This is a genomic window from Streptomyces mesophilus, assembly GCF_011044995.1.
GTDB classification, from domain to species: Bacteria; Actinomycetota; Actinomycetes; order Streptomycetales; family Streptomycetaceae; genus Streptomyces; species Streptomyces mesophilus.
In genome coordinates, this window is sequence record NZ_JAAKZW010000389.1 from 1 (window position 1) to 4,040 (window position 4,040).

Annotated in this window: 4 protein-coding genes; 2 read left to right on the forward strand and 2 right to left on the reverse strand. The window is 70.8% G+C overall.

Annotated elements, in window-relative coordinates:
• On the forward strand, positions 1 to 1,363 hold a 1,363-nt coding region (locus G6045_RS39655; RefSeq protein ID WP_206344794.1), incomplete at its 5' end, for a serine hydrolase domain-containing protein.
• Positions 1,364 to 1,450: 87 nt separating this feature from the next.
• Here G6045_RS39655 and G6045_RS39660 read toward each other — a convergent pair.
• Positions 1,451 to 1,903, reverse strand: a complete 453-nt coding sequence (locus G6045_RS39660; RefSeq protein WP_165337098.1) for a GNAT family N-acetyltransferase — start codon at positions 1,901 to 1,903, stop codon at positions 1,451 to 1,453.
• A gap of 35 nt (positions 1,904 to 1,938) precedes the next feature.
• The gene (locus G6045_RS39665) at positions 1,939 to 2,397 is read right to left on the reverse strand and encodes a MarR family winged helix-turn-helix transcriptional regulator (RefSeq protein ID WP_165337099.1); all 459 of its coding nucleotides are present in this window, start codon (positions 2,395 to 2,397) and stop codon (positions 1,939 to 1,941) included.
• A gap of 163 nt (positions 2,398 to 2,560) precedes the next feature.
• Here G6045_RS39665 and G6045_RS39670 point away from each other — a divergent pair, with 163 nt between their 5' ends.
• On the forward strand, positions 2,561 to 3,772 hold the full coding sequence (locus G6045_RS39670; RefSeq protein ID WP_165337100.1) for an MFS transporter: 1,212 nt from the start codon (positions 2,561 to 2,563) through the stop codon (positions 3,770 to 3,772).
• The last annotated feature ends 268 nt before the right edge of the window (positions 3,773 to 4,040 follow it).

Here is a 4,040-nt window from a genome sequence, read left to right on the forward strand (position 1 = left end):
GCTCCTCCCCTCCACCCGCCGCGCCCTCCACCACCGTGTGGCCGTCGCCCAGTCCGAGGGCCGGGCGCCCTCCGTCGTGGCCGCCGTGGTGCGGGACGGGGAGATCGTGTGGGAGGGGACGGCCACATCGGTCGACGGGCACGGGCCCGACGGCGACGTCCAGTACCGGATCGGATCGATCACCAAGACCTTCACCGCGGTACTGGTCATGCGGCTGCGCGACGAAGGGCTGCTCGACCTCGGGGATCCGGTCGAGAAGCATCTGGCGGATACGGGGGTCGGTGACGTGACCGTCGGGCAACTGCTCGCCCACACCAGCGGGTTGGCGGCCGAGACGCCGGGTGCCTGGTGGGAGCGGACGCCGGGAACCGAGCGGCCGGAGCTCGGGGATGTGCTCGGCGAGCAGCCGTTCCGGCATCCCGTGGGGCGGCGCTATCACTACTCCAACCCCGGCTATACGGTGCTCGGCGCCCTCGTCGAGAAGCTGCGCGGCGCTCCGTGGGAGGACGTGCTGCGGCGCGAGGTGCTCGAACCGCTCGGGCTCACACGGACCTCAGGCAAGGCGCAGGCGCCGGCGGCGGGCGGCTGGGCCGTGCACCCCTGGGCCGATGTGATGATGCCCGAACAGGTCGAGGATCTCGGTCTGATGGCGCCGGCCGGTCAACTGTGGTCCACGACAAGGGACCTGGCGCGGTTCGCGGTCTTCCTCGCGCAGGGGGACGACCGGGTGCTGAGCGCCGAGACCGTACGGGAGATGCGCGCGCCCGCGGCTCCGCCGGAGGACGGGGACTGGGAGGGCGGGTACGGGCTCGGGGTGCAGCTGTTCCGGCGCGACGGGCGCTCGCTGGCCGGGCACACCGGGTCGCTGCCGGGGTTCCTGGCCTGCCTGGTGTTCAGCGTGGAGGAGGGGCTCGCCGCGGTCGCGCTGGCCAACTGCACGTCCGGGCCGCTGGTCGGCACGCTCGCCACCGATCTCGTACGGATCGTGGCCGATGCCGAACCCCGCTTCCCCGAGCCGTGGCGGCCGCTGCCCGAAGTCGAGCCGCGCGTCCTGGAGTTGGCGGGTCCTTGGTACTGGGGCACGAGCGGGTACGGGCTGCGGGTGCTCGCCGACGGGATCGAGTTGGGGCCGTTGCAGGGCAAGGGGCGTTCCTCGCGGTTCCGGGCCGAGCAGGACGGGACCTGGACCGGGCTCGGCGGGTACTACGGGGGTGAGACGCTGCGGGCGGTACGGCGGCCGGACGGGACGGTCAGCCATCTCGACCTCGGGTCGTTCGTGTTCACACGCGAGCCGTACGACGCGGGGGCGCCGGTGCCGGGTGGGGTGGACCCGGAGGGCTGGCGGGGGCTGAAGCTGCCGTAAGCGGTGAGGTGTTCGGGGGCGTGAGGTGTTCGGGGTCATGTTTCACGTGAACGTCGTGTTTCACGTGAAACACGACCCCGAACCGGGTCACAGCGGCAGCTTGAAGCCCACGTGAGAGGGCTCGAAGCCGAGCCGCTCGTAGAAACGGTGGGCGTCGGCGCGGGTCGCGTCCGACGTGAGCTGGACCAACTGGCAGCGCTGGCGCCGGGATTCGTCCACCGCCCACTCGATGAGCCGGGTGCCGAGTCCGCTGCCGCGCTCGTCCGCGTGGATCCGTACGCCTTCGATGATCGAGCGGGTGGCACCGCGGCGGGAGAGGCCCGGGACCACCGTCAGCTGCAGCGTGCCGACGACCTTGTCCGCGCGGGTCGCGACCATCACATGCTGGTTCGGGTCGCCGGCCAGGCGGTCGAAGGCCGTGCGGTACGGGGTGAGGTCGTCGGGGGACTCCCGCTGGGCGCCCAGCGGATCGTCGGCCAGCATGGCGACGATGGCAGGGATGTCCTCGGGGGACGCGGGGCGGATCTCGAGATCGCTCATGGGGCCGACCCTATGCAGCGGCCCCAAGCGGCGTGTTACGCGGGCACCTTGAGCTCTTCGACCGCCCGGACAAGGGGGGCCAGTTCCGGGTCGCGGGCCGCTTCGTCGAGGGCCTCGCGCAGGGCGCCGTCGTTGGTGGGGCGGGCCGCGGTCAGGAGTGCCTGGCCCTCTTCCGTGACGTCGGTGTAGATGCCGCGGCGGTCGGTGTCGCAGATGTAGCGCGTCAGCAGGCCCCGGTCCTCGAGGCGGGACACCAGGCGGGTGGTCGCGCTCTGGCTGAGCACCACCGCGTCGGCGACCTGTTTCATCTGCAGATGGCCGCCGGGGCCGCTGTGCTGCCGGCTCAGCACATCGAGCAGTGAGTACTCGCGGACGCTGAGGTCGTGGGCGCTCTGCAGTGCCTTCTCGATACGGGTCTCGATCTGGCCGTGGAGCAGCGAGAGCGCGCACCAGCTCTGCGCGAGGGCGGTCATCGCGGGGTCGTTCGCGGTCATGGCTCTCTCCCTTCGGGCACTGCTGTGCACCAGGAATCACCAGGATAGAACACGGATGCAATAGCCCGCGTTTGCAATTAACCAGCGTCTGCAACTATTGTGAACGCCCGTAAGGCGCTGAAGCAACCGTACGGCGCATCCTCCTGTGAAGGTGAACCCCCTCATGCCTCTCGCACTCCTGGCCCTGGCGATCGGGGCCTTCGGGATCGGCACCACCGAATTCGTGATCATGGGCCTGCTGCCCGAGGTCGCGGCGGACTTCGATGTCTCCATTCCGCTCGCCGGCTACCTCGTCACGGGCTATGCGCTCGGTGTGGTCCTCGGCGCCCCGCTGATGACGGCGCTCGGCACCAAGATCTCGCGCAAGCGGATGCTGATGCTCCTGATGGGGCTGTTCATCGTGGGCAATGTGCTCTCCGCCCTGGCCCCCGCCTTCGGCATCATGCTGGCCGGCCGGGTCGTGGCCTCCCTGGCGCACGGTGCGTTCTTCGGCATCGGCTCCGTGGTCGCGGCCGAGCTGGTCGCGCCGGAGAAGAAGGCCGGTGCGATCGCGATGATGTTCACCGGTCTGACCGTGGCCAATGTCGTGGGCGTCCCGCTCGGTACCCTCGTCGGCCAGAGCCTCGGCTGGCGCGTGACCTTCGGGATCGTCGCGGTGCTCGGTGTCGTCGGGCTGCTTGGTGTGGCCAGGCTGGTGCCGGATCTGCCCAAGCCCGAGGGCGTACGGCTGCGGCATGAGGTCGCCGCGTTCCGCAATGTGCAGGTGCTGCTGGCCATGGCGATGACCGTGCTCGGCTTCGGCGGTGTCTTCGCGGCGATCACCTACATCACGCCGATGATGACCGACGTCGCCGGCTACGCGGACTCCTCCGTGACCTGGCTGCTCGTCCTGTTCGGGCTCGGCATGGTGGGCGGCAACCTCGTCGGCGGCAAGTTCGCCGACCGGGCGCTGATGCCGATGCTGTACGTCTCGCTCGGCGCCCTTGCCGTTGTCCTCGCGCTCTTCACGCTCACCGCGCACAACAAGATCGCGGCGGCGGTGACCATCGCGTTGGTCGGTGCGCTCGGGTTCGCCACGGTTCCGCCGCTGCAGAAGCGGGTGCTCGATCAGGCCGCCGGGGCACCGACGCTGGCCTCCGCCGTCAATATCGGCGCCTTCAACCTGGGCAACGCGCTCGCTGCGTGGCTCGGTGGCGTGGTCATCTCGGCCGGACTCGGCTACACCGCGCCCAACTGGGTGGGTGCGCTGCTTGCCGCCTCCGCGCTGGTCCTCGCCCTTGTCTCGGCCGGGCTCGAGCGGCGGTCGGGGTCGGTGGGGCGGGTGGTCGCGAGTGGCTCGCCGACCGCCTCGGCTGCGGTGGGCGCCCGACGCTGACCGGTCCGGCCGGTAGCTGGCTGCCTCAAGGGGATTCAGTCCCCTCGTACCCCTGATCACGGTCGGGTGCGGGTGGGTGGCGCCTGCGGCGGGCGACTTTCCCCTACCCGCCCCTTCCCGAAACTGGGGCTGCGCCCCAGACCCCGGATCCGAACTTCGTTCGGATGTCCTCAAACGCCGGACGGGCTGGGTGATTGCCGTAACCGCTGGCCGGGCTGGGTGACTGCCGCAGCCGCGCGACGGCGGAAGGGGGCGGGGCGGGGAAGCG